Origin of the sequence: Alicyclobacillus acidoterrestris (genome assembly GCF_022674245.1) — a bacterium.
In the GTDB taxonomy this organism is placed as follows: Bacteria; Bacillota; Bacilli; order Alicyclobacillales; family Alicyclobacillaceae; genus Alicyclobacillus; species Alicyclobacillus acidoterrestris.
Genome location: NZ_CP080467.1, coordinates 2,600,916 through 2,616,801 on the forward strand (window position 1 = coordinate 2,600,916; position 15,886 = coordinate 2,616,801).

Annotated in this window: 15 protein-coding genes and 2 tRNA genes; 1 reads left to right on the forward strand and 16 read right to left on the reverse strand. The window is 54.0% G+C overall.

Features of this window, described 5'->3' with window-relative positions:
• Positions 1-36: 36 nt before the first annotated feature.
• The 14 genes from yihA to K1I37_RS12640 all read right to left on the reverse strand — a co-directional run bounded on the left by yihA (position 37) and on the right by K1I37_RS12640 (position 13,140).
• Positions 37-642: a ribosome biogenesis GTP-binding protein YihA/YsxC gene (gene yihA, locus K1I37_RS12575; RefSeq protein WP_021295732.1), complete on the reverse strand. Its 606-nt coding sequence runs from the start codon at positions 640-642 to the stop codon at positions 37-39.
• Positions 639-3,077, reverse strand: a complete 2,439-nt coding sequence (gene lon / locus K1I37_RS12580; RefSeq protein ID WP_021295733.1) for an endopeptidase La — start codon at positions 3,075-3,077, stop codon at positions 639-641. Before lon ends, yihA begins: the two co-directional genes overlap by 4 nt.
• A 122-nt stretch (positions 3,078-3,199) precedes the next feature.
• The gene (gene lonB, locus K1I37_RS12585) at positions 3,200-4,891 is read right to left on the reverse strand and encodes an ATP-dependent protease LonB (RefSeq protein ID WP_021295734.1); all 1,692 of its coding nucleotides are present in this window, start codon (positions 4,889-4,891) and stop codon (positions 3,200-3,202) included.
• A 202-nt stretch (positions 4,892-5,093) separates the two neighbouring features.
• Complete coding sequence (gene clpX, locus K1I37_RS12590) at positions 5,094-6,371, reverse strand: ATP-dependent protease ATP-binding subunit ClpX (RefSeq protein ID WP_021295735.1); 1,278 nt, start codon at positions 6,369-6,371, stop codon at positions 5,094-5,096.
• Between the two features lie 92 nt (positions 6,372-6,463).
• The gene (gene clpP / locus K1I37_RS12595; protein WP_021295736.1) at positions 6,464-7,057 is read right to left on the reverse strand and encodes an ATP-dependent Clp endopeptidase proteolytic subunit ClpP; all 594 of its coding nucleotides are present in this window, start codon (positions 7,055-7,057) and stop codon (positions 6,464-6,466) included.
• A 108-nt stretch (positions 7,058-7,165) separates the two neighbouring features.
• On the reverse strand, positions 7,166-8,458 hold the full coding sequence (gene tig, locus K1I37_RS12600) for a trigger factor (protein WP_021295737.1): 1,293 nt from the start codon (positions 8,456-8,458) through the stop codon (positions 7,166-7,168).
• A 231-nt stretch (positions 8,459-8,689) separates the two neighbouring features.
• Positions 8,690-8,766: transfer RNA gene (locus tag K1I37_RS12605), tRNA-Arg, on the reverse strand.
• A 3-nt stretch (positions 8,767-8,769) separates the two neighbouring features.
• Positions 8,770-8,843, reverse strand: a tRNA-Gly gene (locus K1I37_RS12610).
• An 84-nt stretch (positions 8,844-8,927) separates the two neighbouring features.
• Positions 8,928-9,449, reverse strand: coding sequence for a metallophosphoesterase family protein (locus tag K1I37_RS12615; RefSeq protein ID WP_021295738.1), 522 nt, complete (start codon positions 9,447-9,449; stop codon positions 8,928-8,930).
• Positions 9,446-10,027 carry an RdgB/HAM1 family non-canonical purine NTP pyrophosphatase gene (rdgB, locus tag K1I37_RS12620; RefSeq protein WP_236613844.1) on the reverse strand — a complete coding sequence of 194 codons (582 nt, stop codon included), beginning with the start codon at positions 10,025-10,027 and terminating at the stop codon, positions 9,446-9,448. Before rdgB ends, K1I37_RS12615 begins: the two co-directional genes overlap by 4 nt.
• 21 nt (positions 10,028-10,048) lie before the next feature.
• The gene (gene murI, locus K1I37_RS12625; RefSeq protein WP_021295740.1) at positions 10,049-10,900 is read right to left on the reverse strand and encodes a glutamate racemase; all 852 of its coding nucleotides are present in this window, start codon (positions 10,898-10,900) and stop codon (positions 10,049-10,051) included.
• Between the two features lie 32 nt (positions 10,901-10,932).
• Positions 10,933-11,373 (reverse strand): MarR family winged helix-turn-helix transcriptional regulator, encoded by a 441-nt coding sequence (locus tag K1I37_RS12630; RefSeq protein WP_021295741.1) that lies wholly within the window; start codon positions 11,371-11,373, stop codon positions 10,933-10,935.
• Between the two features lie 198 nt (positions 11,374-11,571).
• The gene (locus K1I37_RS12635) at positions 11,572-11,799 is read right to left on the reverse strand and encodes a helix-turn-helix domain-containing protein (RefSeq protein ID WP_021295742.1); all 228 of its coding nucleotides are present in this window, start codon (positions 11,797-11,799) and stop codon (positions 11,572-11,574) included.
• 156 nt (positions 11,800-11,955) lie between these two features.
• On the reverse strand, positions 11,956-13,140 hold the full coding sequence (locus tag K1I37_RS12640) for a MalY/PatB family protein (protein WP_021295743.1): 1,185 nt from the start codon (positions 13,138-13,140) through the stop codon (positions 11,956-11,958).
• 207 nt (positions 13,141-13,347) lie between these two features.
• Between K1I37_RS12640 and K1I37_RS12645 the strand changes: the two genes are divergently transcribed.
• Positions 13,348-14,217, forward strand: coding sequence for an SPL family radical SAM protein (locus K1I37_RS12645; RefSeq protein WP_021295744.1), 870 nt, complete (start codon positions 13,348-13,350; stop codon positions 14,215-14,217).
• 91 nt (positions 14,218-14,308) lie between these two features.
• Here the strand turns inward: K1I37_RS12645 and trhO are convergent, their stop codons facing one another.
• A complete protein-coding gene (gene trhO, locus K1I37_RS12650; protein ID WP_021295745.1) occupies positions 14,309-15,244 on the reverse strand; it encodes an oxygen-dependent tRNA uridine(34) hydroxylase TrhO in 936 nt (311 codons plus the stop codon).
• A gap of 148 nt (positions 15,245-15,392) precedes the next feature.
• Positions 15,393-15,863 carry a hypothetical protein gene (locus K1I37_RS12655; protein ID WP_021295746.1) on the reverse strand — a complete coding sequence of 157 codons (471 nt, stop codon included), beginning with the start codon at positions 15,861-15,863 and terminating at the stop codon, positions 15,393-15,395.
• Between the last annotated feature and the right edge of the window lie 23 nt (positions 15,864-15,886).

A 15,886-nucleotide genomic window follows, 5' to 3' on the forward strand; every position in this document is an offset into this window, starting at 1 on the left:
GAGGTCATTCTCCACAAGGTGAAGGTTGTGAACGCTCTATGTCAGTTCCTCATCTTCAAACCAGGGCGCCATATCCGCCTCGAATAACGTCCACAGCTCGTCCAAACCTACTCTCTTTTCTGCAGAGACGGGATAGATTTCAACGCCAGATTGCAACGTCTGTCGGATCTTCTTGACATGCGATGCCACCTGCGACTTCCCGATTTTGTCCATCTTCGTGGCCACGACCAGCAGTGGCACATCTAACTCGCACAGACCTTGATGAACCGCCACATCGTCCTTCGACGGCTCATGCCGTATGTCGACCAACTGAACGATCCTGCACAGCGGTTCGCGCTCCAGCAGATACTTGTCGATCATGCTCGCGAATTGCGACCTTTCCCGCTTGCTGACCGACGCGTAGCCATACCCAGGCAAGTCCACGAACCGAAAGCGGTCATTAATCACATAAAAATTGATTTGCCGCGTCTTTCCCGGCTGCGCAGATACGCGCGCCAAATTTTTTCGGTTCAACAACCGATTGAGCAAGGTGGATTTCCCGACATTACTGCGTCCAATAAACGCGAATTCAGGCAGCCCACCCTCCGGCCATTGGCTGGGGCGGACTGCGCTGATTTCAAACTCCGAACTGTGAATAATCACTGGTGTGTTCCCTCGCCAGAATATTTATCTTCAGTAAAAAGATCTGCAAACCAGGCTTCCGTGTGTAAGGGATGGCGTTCATCGAGTGTCGCTTCGTTCCCGAGCGCGATGTCGAGCACTGCATCCATGTGCGACACAGGTTTGAACTGAACCTGTTCCCTGACCACCTCTGGAATGTCCGATAGATCTTTCTCATTTCCTTGCGGAATAATAATCGTTCGAATGCCCGCGCGATGCGCAGCCAAACTTTTTTCCTTCAAGCCGCCAATCGGCAGTACCCGGCCACGCAACGTCACTTCGCCCGTCATGGCCACGTCGTGACGAACTGGGCGGTTTGTCAAAGCAGAAGCAATCGCCGTCGCCATCGTGATGCCCGCCGAAGGTCCATCCTTTGGAATCGCGCCTTCCGGTACATGCACGTGAATATCGACCTTCTCGTGGAAGTTGGCTGGAATATGCAACTGCGTCGCACGAGAGCGGATATACGACAAGGCTGTCTGCGCACTCTCCTTCATCACGTCGCCAAGTTGACCGGTCAGTTTCACTTTGCCATTGCCCGGTACCACCGACACTTCCACCGTGAGCAGGTCGCCACCCATTTCCGTCCACGCGAGTCCAGCGACTACGCCGACCTCATCCTGCTCTTGTGCGCGCCCGTACTCAAACTTGCGAGGTCCCAAAAAGTCGTGCACCATCGCGATGGTCACGGTAATGCGCTTTTGCTCACCCGCCGCGATAATCCGAGCGCACTTGCGGCAAATTGTCGCTATCAAGCGGTTGAGTTGGCGAACACCCGCTTCCCGCGTGTAGTGGCGAATTAACTCCAGCAAGATATCGTCTGACACGCGCAGTTTGTCACCTTTGAGCGCGTGCGCCTCCCGCTGCTTTGGCAACAAGTGCAGTTTCGCAATATGCAGCTTTTCGTCCTCCGTGTAACCCGCCAGCTGGATAACTTCCATGCGGTCGCGCAACGGGCCCGGAATCTGATAGAGGTTATTCGCCGTCGTGATGAACATCACATCCGACAGGTCAAACGGAATTTCCACGTAGTGATCAGAAAACGTGCTATTTTGCTCAGGGTCTAGCATCTCGAGCATGGCCGCAGCCGGATCACCCCGGAAATCGCTAGCCATTTTGTCGATCTCGTCGAGCAAAAACACCGGATTCTTGACCTCAGCCTGCTTCATGCCCTGCAGGATACGCCCTGGCATCGCACCGATGTAGGTCCTGCGGTGCCCGCGAATCTCCGCATCGTCGCGTACCCCGCCAAGCGAGACGCGAACGAACGGGCGCTTGAGCGAGGTGGCGATTGACCGAGCCAACGACGTTTTCCCAACGCCCGGAGGGCCAGCTAAGCAGATAATCGGTCCCGACTGCTTGTTGACCAACTTCTGCACAGCAATAAACTCCAGTATCCGGTCTTTGATTTTCTCCAAGCCATAGTGCTCCTCATTGAGCACCCGCTCAGCGCGCGCCAAATCGACCACGGAATCAGCTCGCTCCGTCCACGGCAATGCCAGGAGCCAATCAATATATGTACGCACGACCGTACCTTCCGCCGAAGCGGATGGAATCCGTTCAAGTCGGCTGATTTCCTTCTCAACTTTCTCGTGCACCTCAGGGGGCAACTGTTTCTCGTCGAGTTTGGCCCGCAGTTCCTCAACCTCGGAGGACCGTCCCTCTTTATCGCCAAGCTCCCGCTGAATCGCCTTCATCTGCTCACGGAGATAGTACTCTTTTTGCGTTTTCTCCATCTGCTTGCGAACGCGTTGGTGAATTTGTCGCTCCAACTCCAACACTTCGCGCTCGTCCGAAAGAATCTGAAGCAGCCGTTCGAGTCGATGCTGCACGTCAAACGCTTCTAGAATATCCTGCTTTTCGCGGATTTTCAGCGGAAGGTGAGACGCGACCATATCTGCAAAGCGACCGGGATGGTCAATATCCACCACCGCCGCGTACGTCTCCTGATCTAACTTGCGGGACAATTTGACATACTGCTCGAACTGTTGCGCGACCGACCGCATGGCTGCCTGCATCTCGGCTGTCGGCGAGAGGTCGTCTTCGTCCTCATGCAACGTGACGTTTACTCGAAACAGTTCTTCGTCCTCGACAAAGTCTATAATCTGCGCGCGCGAAAGCCCCTCAACCAACACGCGGATGGTTCCGTTTGGCAGCTTCATCATCTGCTTTACCCGAGCCAAGGTGCCGACCTGATACAGGTCATCTTTTTGCGGCTCGTCCACCTGACCGTCTTCCTGTGACGCGAGAACAATCAAATGGTCGTCGACCATCGCCTGCTCCAAGGCCTTTACGGACTTCGGACGCCCTACGTCAAAATGAAGCACCATCGAGGGATAGACTAGCAAACCGCGCAACGGCAGTAGAGGGTATGTTCCTTGTTGTTCCAGTGGCTTCCGTTCTTCTTCTAAAGCCATCTACCCACCTCCAGTTTTCGCTCTCCCCGTGGATTGGTCTCATTGTACAGAAAGCAAAACGCGAAGTCTAATTTGCTCGGACACTTTTACTTCGGCACCCATCTTCCGTACGCCCTCGAAAATCATCCCTGGGCGGAGGTCAATCCCCCACCTACCTGGCCTGGCATAACATCTTTTGTCGGTACGAGATAATCCTCTTCGATCCCGCCGACCAGTGCAAATTTCAAAGCATCCTCTAAGCGTTCCACTGGCACGACTTTCGCCCCTTCGATGTGGCGGAACGTCTCCTGCCAGTTGGCCTTTGGCACGAGAATGACACTCGCACCCGCCTCAACTGCCGCTGTAACCTTGGCTGGAACGCCACCGACGGGTCGAACAAGACCACGGATTGAGAGTTCCCCCGTCATAGCAATCGTATTCAGCACGGGCCGTTTCACCATTGCAGAATAGATAGCCACTGCCATGGCAACGCCAGCACTCGGACCGTCCACTGGCATGCCGCCCGGGAAATTGATGTGAATATGATAGTTCGCCGCATCTAATTTGAAAACGCGTTTGAGCGTCGTCAACACGTTATCGAGCGAGCCCTTGGCCATGCTCTTGCGCCGCATACTCCGCTCGCGCCCACCTATCGTCTCTTCTTCCACCAACCCCGTGATGGTGAGTTCTCCGCGTCCGTCCTGTACCCGCTCCGCAGTCACTTCAATTTCGAGCAGCAACCCCATTTGCGGGCCGTAGACAGCCAAGCCGTTGACCACGCCAATCTGTGGTTCACTGGCGATCTTCTTGTCCGGTCGAGGACTGATATGACTAAACTGAATCACCCACTCGACGTCTTCCAGACTGATTTCGTGCCGGCCTTCCGCCAATGCCACACTCCCAGCTACCTGAACGATGTTCACGGCATCGCGACCGTTTGTCGCATACTGTGTAATCTCGGTGGCCACGCCAGGCGCCAACGGCATTTCAAGTTTTTCTGCTGCACCCATGACGACTTCGTAGATTTCCGACTGCGACAACGGGCGGAAGAAAATTTCGACGCAGCGGGATCGAATCGCTGGAGGCAATTCCTCCGGTGACCGCGTGGTCGCACCGACTAACCGAAAATCTGCGGGCAAGCCATTTTGAAAAATGTCGTGCACGTGCATCGGAATATTTTGATCTTCACTGCTGTAGTAAGCACTCTCGAGAAACACTTTCCTGTCCTCGAGGACTTTCAGTAACTTGTTTAACTGAATCGGGTGCAGTTCGCCAATTTCGTCGATGAACAACACCCCACCGTGCGCCTTCGTCACCGCACCGGGTTTAGGTTGCGGAATCCCAGCCACGCCCATCGCCCCGGCACCCTGGTAAATTGGGTCATGGACGGATCCAATAAGCGGATCAGCAATGCCACGTTCATCAAACCGTGCCGTCGTAGCGTCCAACTCTATAAACTTCGCCTCTGGGCGAAATGGAGATTGCGGACTCTTCTTCGCTTCCTCCAAAATCACCCGGGCTGCTGCCGTCTTCCCGACGCCAGGCGGGCCATAGACGATGACGTGTTGCGGATTTGGCCCACACAGGGCTGCCCGTAACGCCTTCAGTCCATCGCGTTGACCGATAATATCGTCGATGCTCGCTGGGCGCGTCTTCTCAGCAAGTGGCACAGTCAACGAAATCGCGCGCATCTTTCGCAACTTGTCCAACTCTTTACGAGATTCACGTTCTATTGCATGTTTATTGTGGTTTTGCGATTTGAGTAGGTTCCAAAAGTAGAGCCCAATCACAATCGCGAAGAATATCTGAATGGCCGCAAGAATACTGGCAGTCATGCTGTCCCCTCCCATTGTTGTGACAAACAATAGCTCCAGTATTTCCGCCCCATCCAGCCAATAAACACTTTATGCGAGCGAGTGTGCTGATTTCCCGTGCGAAGTCGCAAATATCAAGTACTGACATACACAAAAAGGCGATGAGGATGCTCGATAACATCCCCATCGCCATTGTTCGTTCCGATTCAGCTGAAGCCGTTCGTTACGCCGTTTCTTCCGACTTGTGTGTCGTCGTAAACGGAATGGTAGTACCGTCCTTTTTGAGGACAATTGGCGCATCCTCTCGGAGGGCCGCTTCCTGTGTGATGATACACTTCTGAATATCATCTCGAGACGGCAACTCGTACATGACGTCCAGCATAATGGACTCAATAATCGCCCGCAGACCACGCGCACCAGTTCCCCGACGAATCGCTTCCTTCGCGATAGTCGACAAGGCATCGTCGTGGAACTCAAGCACCACATTGTCCATATCGAGCAGCTTCTGGAACTGCTTGACGAGCGCGTTTTTCGGCTCGACCAAGATTCTCTTCAGCGCTTCTTCGTCGAGTGCGTCGAGCGTCGTCAGCACCGGCAGACGCCCAATAAACTCTGGAATCAAACCGAATTTCAGCAAATCCTCGGGCAGGACATTGTGCATAATCGCCGTGTCCTTTTGTTCTTGCGCACCCGCACTGCCGAAACCAATCACCTTGCTGCCAAGACGGCGCTTGATAATCGGTTCAATACCGTCAAACGCCCCACCGCAGATAAACAAGATGTTGGTCGTATCAATTTGAATGAATTCTTGATGCGGATGTTTCCGGCCACCCTGTGGCGGGACACTGGCAACTGTTCCCTCGAGAATTTTCAGGAGGGCCTGTTGCACGCCTTCACCCGACACGTCGCGCGTGATGGACGGGTTCTCCGACTTGCGGGCAATTTTATCGATCTCGTCGATATAAATGATACCCCGCTCCGCCTTCTCGATATCGTAATCCGCAGCCTGTATAAGTTTCAAAAGGATGTTTTCGACGTCTTCACCGACATAACCAGCCTCTGTCAGCGATGTCGCATCCGCAATTGCAAAAGGTACGTTCAAAATACGGGCCAAAGTCTGCGCCAACAGCGTTTTACCACTGCCTGTCGGTCCAATCAGCAAGATGTTACTCTTCGCCAATTCGACGTCCTCGCTCTTTTGCGAACCCGCATTAATCCGTTTGTAGTGATTGTAAACTGCAACGGAGAGCGAACGCTTCGCCTGTTCCTGCCCAATCACATACTGGTCGAGAATGGACTTGATCTCAGTCGGTTTGGGCACGTCCTTCAGTTCAAATTCTTCTTCTTCGCCCAGCTGTTCTTCGACAATTTCGTTACACAACTCAATGCACTCATCACAGATATATACGCCGGGACCAGCAACCAACTTGCGAACCTGTTCTTGCGTCTTCCCACAGAACGAGCACTTCAGTTGGCCCTTTTCCTCATTAAACTTGAACATGCTTTTGTTCCCTCCCCAAATCGAGGTTACCACAACGAGCGCTCAATCCAAAACGGACGTCTCTTTGCAGTGTGTCCGTCAAACGATTCCTGTTATGCCTGCGACGGGCTCTGAGTAAGCACCTCGTCGACCAACCCATAGGCACAAGCTTCATCCGCTGACATGAAGTTATCGCGGTCCGTATCCTCCACAATCCGGTCGAAGGGCTGACCCGTGCGTTCTGCCAAAATGCGGTTGAGCTTATCTTTCGTCTTTAACATCCACTCCGCATGGATTTGAATGTCCGACGCCTGGCCCTGAACGCCGCCAAGCGGTTGGTGAATCATAATCTCGGCATTCGGAAGCGCGTAGCGCTTACCCTTTTCACCAGCGGCAAGGAGGAAAGCACCCATACTTGCGGCCAATCCCACACACATGGTGGAAACGGCAGGCCGAATGTGCTGCATAGTATCATATATGGCTAGTCCTGCTGTAACAGAACCACCGGGACTGTTGATGTACAATTGAATGTCCCGTTCGGGGTCATCCGCTGCCAAGAAGAGCAACTGCGCGACGATAGCATTAGCGACGTTGTCATCGATAGGTGTCCCCAAGAGCACAATTCTATCTTTGAGCAAGCGTGAGTAGATGTCGTACGAGCGCTCCCCACGACTGGTCTGTTCAATCACGTACGGTATAAGACTCACCGCGACTCCTCCTCGCAAAGCATGCCGAGTGTGTGACAAGACAAGGAGACAGTGTCCCCTTGTCTTGCGTATCACAAGTGCATTCAATTATCTACAGTGTACCTCAAATTACGCGATTTTGCTATTTTGCACAAGCAATTCGATGGTCTTGCGCGTTGCCAAGTCGCGTTTGAACGATTCGAAGTTCGGGTCGCGGACGCTCATGATCTCACGAACGCGATCTAACTCCAACCCAGAGCTCTCAGCGAGCTTCTGCAGCTCGGCCGTAATCTCGTCGTCGGACACCTGAATGCCTTCCTTCGCCGTGATGGCTTCCAGCACGAGGGCCGTACGAACGCTCTGCTCAGCCGCTTCGCGGAACTGCTCACGAAGCTCATCCAAACTGGTACCTGTGAACTCCAAGTACGCGTCAAACGGGATTTGCTGCATTTGCAGTTGCTGTGCGAACGAATTGAGTTGGTGGTCGATTTCGTGATTCACCATCACCTCAGGAAGGTCGATGGTCGCATTCTCCGTAACCTTCTTCACCACTTCATCTTCGACATAGCGGTCATGGTCTTGCTTTGCCCGCTCCTCGAGACGCTTCTTCAAGTCCGCACGGTACTCGTCGACGGTCTCGAACTCGCTGACTTCCTGAACGAATTCATCGGTCAACTCCGGCAACACCTTGCGCTTGATATCGTGAAGCACCACGTGGAATGTAGCGGCTTTGCCTTGCAGCGATTTTACGTGGTAGTCCTCTGGGAACGTGACCTCGATATCGCGCTCTTCGCCGGGTTTCATGCCGACGAGCTGGCTTTCAAAACCGCCGATGAAGGTACCTGAGCCAATCTCCAGCTCAAAGTTTTCAGCTTCGCCACCTTCAAAGGCTTCCCCATCGACCTTGCCGAGGAAGTCAATGCTCACGGTGTCGCCGTCTTGAACTTCACCGTCTTCGACGACTTCGACCGTCGCGTGACTCTTCAGGACTTGTTCAATCTCTTCGGTCAAGGTCTCATCTGTCACCTCGAAGGTCTTGTCCTCAATGGTGACACCCTTGTACTCGCCGAGTTGTACTTCTGGTTTGACGGTGACGGTCGCCTTGAAGATGAACGGCTTGCCGCTCTCCACTTGAACCAAATCGACCGATGGCCGATCAACCGGCTCAATCCCCGTCTCCGCAACAGCTTGTTCATATGCCTCAGGCAAAACCAAGTCTACCGCATCCTGATACAGTACCTCTATGCCAAAACGCTGTTCAAAAATACGGCGGGGTACCTTCCCTTTGCGGAAACCTGGAACATTCACATCTTTAACGACCTTTTTAAAGGCGTCGTCGAGTGCAGCCTTAAAACGCTCACTGGTCACCTCGACTTCCAATACGCCAACATTGGCCTCTGTCTTTTCCCACTTCGCTGTCATGCATTACTTCCTCCCAACAATCAACGGCCCGCGCTGTACGAACCAAATCTTCAGAACGCCACCACATCAGTATGTATGGCTTATGGCATGCCCAAAAGGCTATCCTGTACCGAGCCTATAGAACCGCCCGCCAGCACCGTAGCCCTCATCTGCGAATCGAGCATCCCGACAGGCGGTGTCCGAAGCACATCAATCCGGACCACCCAAAGGGATGCTCGGGCAGCGCCAGCGTGGCGTCCCAGGAGGGATTCGAACCCCCGACCCACAGCTTAGAAGGCTGTTGCTCTATCCTGCTGAGCTACTGAGACCCATGGAGCGGGTGATGGGAATCGAACCCACGCTATCAGCTTGGAAGGCTGAAGTTCTACCATTGAACTACACCCGCATCTCGGCAAGGTTACCTTTGACAGTGTAGACGATACCCGTCAGGATATCAAGACTGTCGCAGTTCATCATTTTTTGGCTATTTTTAGACGAACCACTCGAACTCCGAAACGACCGCACCCGCAGTCGTCCAATGCCCCACCCGATAATGAATGCCAGAACTCGTCTTCGTCGAGTCGACGCGCGCGAAAGTCGCCGGATTGCCACCCCGCGGCTGCGCCAGACTGCCCGGATTGACCACCAACACGCCATCTTCCACGCCGACATAGCGAATGTGCGTATGACCGTACACCGCAACCCGAGCGCCGACCGCCTTTGCGCGCTCGACCAGCGGCCGCAAGGAGGCTTTGACGCCAAGTCGGTGGCCATGCACCAACAAAACCGGCTCGTCCGCCGCGACGACGCGTTCCAGTGGATATTCCCGCGTTGGCGTATCCCAGTTGCCAGCTACACCGATGACCGGGACATTGACATAAGCAGTCAGCCACTTGGCATCAGCGGCCTCGTCACCAGCGTGCAGAATCAAATCTGCGTCGGCAGCGACGAGTGCGGCAGCATGTAATTCCTCTGTTCGTAAATGCGTATCGCTGACAATGCACAGTTTCACTCGCCAAGCCACTCCTTCTGCCGCTGTCGCAACAGTTGAACCGCCAGCGCCCGATGCGAATACTGTGCCTTTTCCGAAGTAGACATCTCGCCAAAGCGCCGCGATGCGCCCTCCGGCTGAAACAAGGGATCATACCCGAACCCGGATTGGCCTCGAACATCGTCAAACACACGGCCGTTCACACGGCCCTCGACTGACGCCAACAGCTGTCCATTTCGACAGACGGCCAAGGCGCAGACAAACGCCGCGTCCGCCTGCGTGACACCCTGTTCGTGTAGACGCGCAATCACTTTTTGGTTGTTTGCCACGTCATCCCCGTGCGCCCCTGCATAACGCGCAGAATAAATCCCTGGTTCCCCGCCGAGCAAAGGGACTTCGAGTCCGGAATCGTCAGAAAGGACCAAGTCCGAAACGTACTCGGCGTAAAATTGGGCCTTCATCTGGGCGTTTTCCAGAAACGTCGCACCCGTTTCCGGCGCGTCCGGAAGCCCTGGCGGGAGCGGCTCCACCTCAAGTCCCGGAATCGCAAGCAACGCTTGGAATTCCGAGACCTTGTGTGCATTATGTGTCGCAATCACCAGTTTCAATGCCCATCCTCCTTACTGTACGGCCGCATGCCGAACGACAGCATGTGACGGAAGCGGCAAGCCGACTGGTACGACCGCATCAGAAGCGACCGGCGTCTTGAACCAGTTCGCAAGGGCCAATCTCATTTTCGATCCGTCCCCAGTCGTAAAATAACGATGGGTAACGGGCCCATTCTCGTGGTTCAGCAAGTCACTGACCACGAGCTCTTCTCGCAATACACGCGCCGTCGCTTCCGCCGAGGAAATCACTTGGACAAGCGGTCCCAACACGCGTCGGATAACAGGTTGTAACAACGGATAATGTGTACATCCGAGCACGAGCGTATCGACGCCACTCTCGGCAAACACCGAAAGCGCGTCTCTGACCACCTGCTCGACGACTGGTCCATCCAGCTGACCACGTTCCACCAGAGGCACGAACTCAGGACACGCGTGCTCCACGACGTGCATTCGGCTGTCGAGTGCCAAAATCGCTTTGCGGTACGCATGACTTTGAATGGTCACACTGGTTCCGATGACCCCAATTCGCCGATTTTTCGTCGTCGCCACAGCCGCTGCAGCGCCCGGTTCGATAACCCCTAAAATCGGCACCGAAAATTTGGCCTGTAGCGCCTCCAAAGCAACCGCCGTCGCGGTGTTACAGGCGATGACAAGACATTTCACGGGCTGGTCTAACAGAAATTCAGAAATCTCCACCGCGTACCGCAATACGTCCTCTGGTGCCTGATCTCCATATGGGCACCGAGCCCTATCTCCAAAATAAATCACTGACTCCTGCGGCAGTTGTGTTTGTATCGCACGCGCTACCGTTAAGCCTCCGACCCCAGAATCAAATATGCCAATGGGTTGCTCACACGCCTTCATGGTAACGCTCCTTGCCGTCTCAAAAGGGACTCTTACTGATTAGCCATATTCATATGTAATACTTCAAGTGAATCCAAAATAGTCTTTCGTGTATGGGTATCAACCGTGGCCAATACCGCATCTAGGTATTTGCGGCGCGCGGTCAGAACGCCTTCAATCAATCGAACGCCATGTGGCTCCAGCCGCACCCGGACCACTCGCCGGTCGTCAGTGCCGCGCTGACGCGTCACATAGGACGCTTTTTCCAATCGGTCCACCAAGTCTGTCGTCGTGCTGTAGGCCAAATACAGCTTGCCGCTCAACTCGCCAATCGTCAACTCGCCTTCTCGGTCCAACACGATAAGGGCATCCAGTTGAGGCGAGGTAATGCCGTATTCCGCGAGCAGCGTCCGGCCCTTTCGCCGCACGGCAGAGGAGACCAAGCGAAGACACTGTTCAATCTCCACGACGTAATCCGAGTATTCCTGCGACACCTGGCACACACCCCGTTTACCTACAGATGACATAAATAGTACCTTCGACAAAATCTGCGGTCAATAAAAACAGGCTTGTCCACCGATTCCGAGCGTAGTCATCCACGAATTCTAGCCGCATGCCTAATAAAAATTTGACGTTGCAGTGAAGAATCCTGCCACGCAGAACACCCCTACAGAAAAGTAGGGGTGTTCGGTTCAAATCGTCAGCTCGCCCAGACGGACCAACTCGACCACCGCTTGCGACCTGCCCTTGACGTTTAATTTCTTCATGACATTCGAAATATGGTTCCGAACGGTTTTCTCACTGACAAAAAGTTGGGCGGCGATTTCCTTGGTGGTCTTATCCTGAACGAGAAGTTCAAACACCTCCCGTTCACGGTTTGTGAGCAACGATTTCACGCGCGAGTCCTTTCCAGAAGACATCCCCTTATCCCTCCTTGTTCAAATTGAATACAAGAGCGGGATACAGTCAGGGTATAGTATGAAATCGCCGTCTGCCGCGTGCCGTGAATTGACACGATGGGCGAGTGCCTTTCCGTTCATGCCCGCGCGGGCTCACAAACACACCTCAGCGCACCATCACACGCGGGTGCGAACGACGCGCTCAACCGCATCATGTAACTGGTTGAGACCCTGTTCGAGCAACGAGCGCGGGCAAGCGATGTTAATCCGCTGGAAGCCGACTCCTTCGTCTCCAAACAGATGTCCTTCGTCGAAGGCCAGGCCTGCCTCGTGAACCAGGAACCGGTCCAGCTCCTCCTTGGCAAAGCCCAGACGTCGGCAGTCCACCCAAACGAGATACGTGCCCTGCGGCTCAACAACCTGCAATTCCGGCAGTTTCTGTGCAAAAAATTCCTTGAGGAAGCGAAGATTTCCCTCTAAGTAGGCAATCAATTCATCCAGCCATGGGCCGCCTTCCCGATACGCCGCCGCCATCGCGTGGACGCCAAAGACGTTGATGGATCCCATTGACGCCTTCGCCGCCATCTGTTCATAGCGAGCCTTGAGCGCGGCATTTGGAATCACGGTATACGCCGTATTGAGGCCAGCCAGGTTAAACGTCTTGCTTGGTGCTGCACAGGTGATGGAGGAAGCGGCAAACGCCTCTGACAAACTGGCGAACGGAATATGCCGGTAACCGGGATAAATCAAGTCCGCGTGAATTTCATCTGCCACTACCATTACCTGATGGCGCAAACAGATCTCTCCGATACGGCGCAATTCGTCTTCGCGCCACACCCGGCCCACAGGGTTGTGCGGGCTACACAGGAACATCACTTTAGCCTGTTTGGCCTTCTCTTCCAAATCAGCAAAATCGATTTCGTATTGGCCATCTCGGTACACGAGCGGATTCTCAATAACCTTTCTGTCCCAAGCCTGAATCACACGCTTAAACGGATAATAAACAGGTGGCTGGATAAGCACCCCGTCGCCTTCCTCCGTGAATGCCTGGACAATCAATGTTAAAGCCGGCACAACGCCCGTTGCCGAGGCAATCCAATCGCGCTCTATCGTCCAGCCATGCCGATTCTTCATCCAACCCATAATGCTTTCGAAGTATTCATCGGTTCGCACCGCATAACCATATACTCCGTGTTGCGCGCGTTCGATAAGCGCCTGCTGCACACACGGCGGCGAGGCAAAATCCATGTCCGCCACCCACATCGGCAACACATCTTCTCGTCCGAAACGCTCCTTCAATGTATCCCACTTCGATGCGCCTGTTTGACGCCTGGAAATGACCGAGTCAAAATCGTATGCCACCTATGAGTCCTCCATTTCACCAAGAGATCCAATTTGATAGAGATGCACGCCAAAGACCTACTGTGTATAATCTACCACACAGTTGCAGAAAAGTTGGCAAAGCATCTGGGTTCAAAATACCCAGTGTCCTTGAAGTAAATCAGCCGAGCGAGAAAGAAGGGGGTCGCCACGAGCCAAATCGAAATTCGGGAGACAACACCACGTCAGTTGCTGACCAAAACCAACGGATATCTCGCTGGTTATGACTACACTCTCAATCCCTATGTCGGATGTGTTTACGGATGTCACTACTGCTACGTCCGCGCGTTGCCAGTGGCTCGTTTTCATCCAGGTGATTGGGGAACCTACGTAGACATCAAACAGATTGACGAACGCGCATTCGCACGGGAGTTGCAGTCGGCACGCAGACGCGGAAGCGTCAATATTTTTATGTCATCCAGTACTGATCCCTACCAACCCGTGGAGTCGCGGCTACACCGGACGCGCCAAATCCTCGATATCCTATTGCAAGATCTCGACGCATTTGACTTTCTCCTGATCCAAACGAGGTCACCACTGGTGGCAAACGACGCCGACCGCATACGCGCGCTCGGGAAAAAGGCGCTCGTCAGCCTTACCATCGAAACCGACAGCGAAGATGTGCGCAAGCGTTTCACCCCACACGCGCCACCTATTGCAGCCCGTATGCGGGCACTGGCGACGCTTCAAGATGAGGGCGTGCAGACGCAGGTCGCGGTTTCCCCCATCCTGCCGTTTGGGCCACAGTTTCCCGAACTGCTCAGGACCGTGACGCAAGACGTCGTGCTCGACGACTATTTCACAGGCGATGGTGCCAACGGACGCCGCACGGCAGCGCTCCAAATCCATCGCAGGTACCACGCGGATGAGTTGTCCAAGTGGTACACAAAGGCCACCTTACACAGGGCATACCAGCGCTTTGTCGCAGTGTTCGGACAACAACACGTATTTCGCAACCAAAATGGCTTTTTGCCACCTGCGATGCGGCGCGCCGAGGACCGCCTGCGGCCATCGCTGAGACCGGACGAGGCCATACAGCCGCCGGAAGCGCCGAAATGACCAGAAGGCGCTATTTCCCTCCTGCAGAGCGCCCGTCGGCATAAAAAAGACCAGCCTCACGCCCTCGCGTAGACTGGTCTTTTGGTCATCATCAGCTGGCCGAATGACTTGGTTGCAGGTGTTCCACGAGTGGATCTACCCGGTCATTCTCCTTCGCAGCGCGCTCACATTCGCTGCTGCAAAAACCGCGCATCTCCACTTCACAAGCCTCACAGCACAAGTGCTGTCGATGGCAATCGAGGTATCCACAATTGACGTACCTGTCGCACGCTTGTCCGCAGTGTTCGCAGTGACTGACGACGACATCTTCATCGGTGTAATTGACGCGCACCGCGATGCGTTCGTCAAACACATAGCACTTTCCGTCAAATAAATGTCCGCGCACTTCAGGGTCTTTGCTGTATGTGACAATGCCACCATCCAATTGGTAGACCTCCGAAAGCCCCTCGCGAACCAAATAACCCGATAACTTTTCGCATCGGATACCGCCCGTACAGTAGGTGAGTACCTTCTTCCCTTTGAACTCATCCTTATGCTGTTCAAACCACTTTGGGAATTCGCGAAACGCCTTGACCTCCGGCTTGATAGCGTTGCGGAAGTGACCTATCTCGTACTCGTAATCGTTGCGCCCGTCAATCACGACCACGTCGTCACGCTGCAACATTTCGTGGAACCGCTTCGGATCTAACTTCCGACCTGTCAGGCGGCGTGGGTCTACATCCTCTTCCAAGCGGAAGTTGACAATTTCATTCTTCACGCGCACAGACAGCCGTTTAAACGTGTGGCCGTCCGCCTCATCGACTTTGAACACCATATCTTTAAAGCGGGCGTCTTCGTGCATCACGCGCATATATTCCTCGGTGGACGCAACCGTACCAGAAACCGTTCCGTTAATGCCTTCCGCCGCAACGATAATCCGCCCCAGAAGACCTAGTGATTCGCACAGCGCCGTATGTTCGCTCGCGAATTGGTCAGGATTTTCAATCGGGGTATACATGTAGTACAAAAGAACTTGATACTGACTCATCGTTGCGAATCACCTCCATACCATTCTCAATCTTACATGATACCACAAAATCGCTCGCGTGTCCCGAAGCACAGGCACTGACAAGGGCATACAAAAACGTCGATCCGACGGCGGGATCGACGTTTTTACCAAATCCGTAGATTTCCTTTTATTGTCCGCTCGCGATCGTGCCGTCCGTGGACGTCGTTGTCTGCCCAGACATCGAAGCGGGTACTTCACTTGGGCTTGCAACCCGCCACTGCCCGTTGACCTGCTTCAAGAACAAATATCCACCAGACTCGTTGGAGAACTGGACTTGGGCGATGCCGTTTTGCTCCTTAATCACTTGGTACCCAGCCTCGGCCGGATCAATTGAGGAGTACAAACTGAACAGTATGCCATGCCAGCCATTTACATCTTGAAACGATGGTGTCATTAATTCGCGGGCATCGTCGAACTGTTTCAACTCGACATAACCGATAAACCGCTGCGTCACAGCAATCGGCGAATTCTGGTTTTTCATCACCGGTCGCAACAGAAAGAAACTGCCAACGATAAGTACGATCAGTACGACCACAAGTGTGATGAAACTCGAAGTCTGCCGCTTCCTCCGACGAATTTGCATCGTCTCCGTATTCATAGTCGTCCCCCACTCGACGAAAA